2 tRNA genes are annotated in these 474 nt (G+C 41.1%); both read left to right on the top strand.

Annotated features, from left to right (window positions below):
- Positions 1–118 precede the first annotated feature (118 nt).
- A tRNA-Ile gene (locus tag AN214_RS21920) sits at positions 119–195 on the top strand.
- 46 nt (positions 196–241) lie between these two features.
- Positions 242–317: transfer RNA gene (locus tag AN214_RS21915), tRNA-Ala, on the top strand.
- Positions 318–474: the final 157 nt, after the last annotated feature.

The following is a 474-nucleotide window of genomic DNA, read 5'->3' as shown; positions in this document are numbered from 1 at the left end:
CAAGGTAGCCCTAGGGGAACCTGGGGCTGGATCACCTCCTTATACGATTTAGAACTTTTTGTTCGAAGTGTCCACACAGATGATTGTTAAATGATTGAGAACAACAATAATTGATTATGGGTCTGTAGCTCAGCTGGTTAGAGCGCACGCCTGATAAGCGTGAGGTCGGTAGTTCAAGTCTACTCAGACCCACCACTTTCTCCTCCCAGATTAAGTGGCTTACATAATCAACTTATATAGTGGGGCTATAGCTCAGCTGGGAGAGCGCCTGCCTTGCACGCAGGAGGTCAGCAGTTCGATCCTGCTTAGCTCCACCACTTTCTCTCTTCTCAAACCTAAATAAACTAACATCACAGTATGTTTAGTTTTGAGAAGTAATTCTCGATTGCTCTTTAAAAATTTGGAAAGCTGACAAACTTTAAATTAAGTACTTACTTGTAAGTGCAATATTTAATTTAGAGTTCTCAAAATAAA

Origin of the sequence: Pseudoalteromonas sp. P1-9, from assembly GCF_001399975.1 — a bacterium.
GTDB lineage: Bacteria > Pseudomonadota > Gammaproteobacteria > Enterobacterales > Alteromonadaceae > Pseudoalteromonas.
The sequence above is the reverse complement of the archived record's forward strand: the minus strand, read 5'-3'. Positions and strand labels throughout refer to the sequence as shown.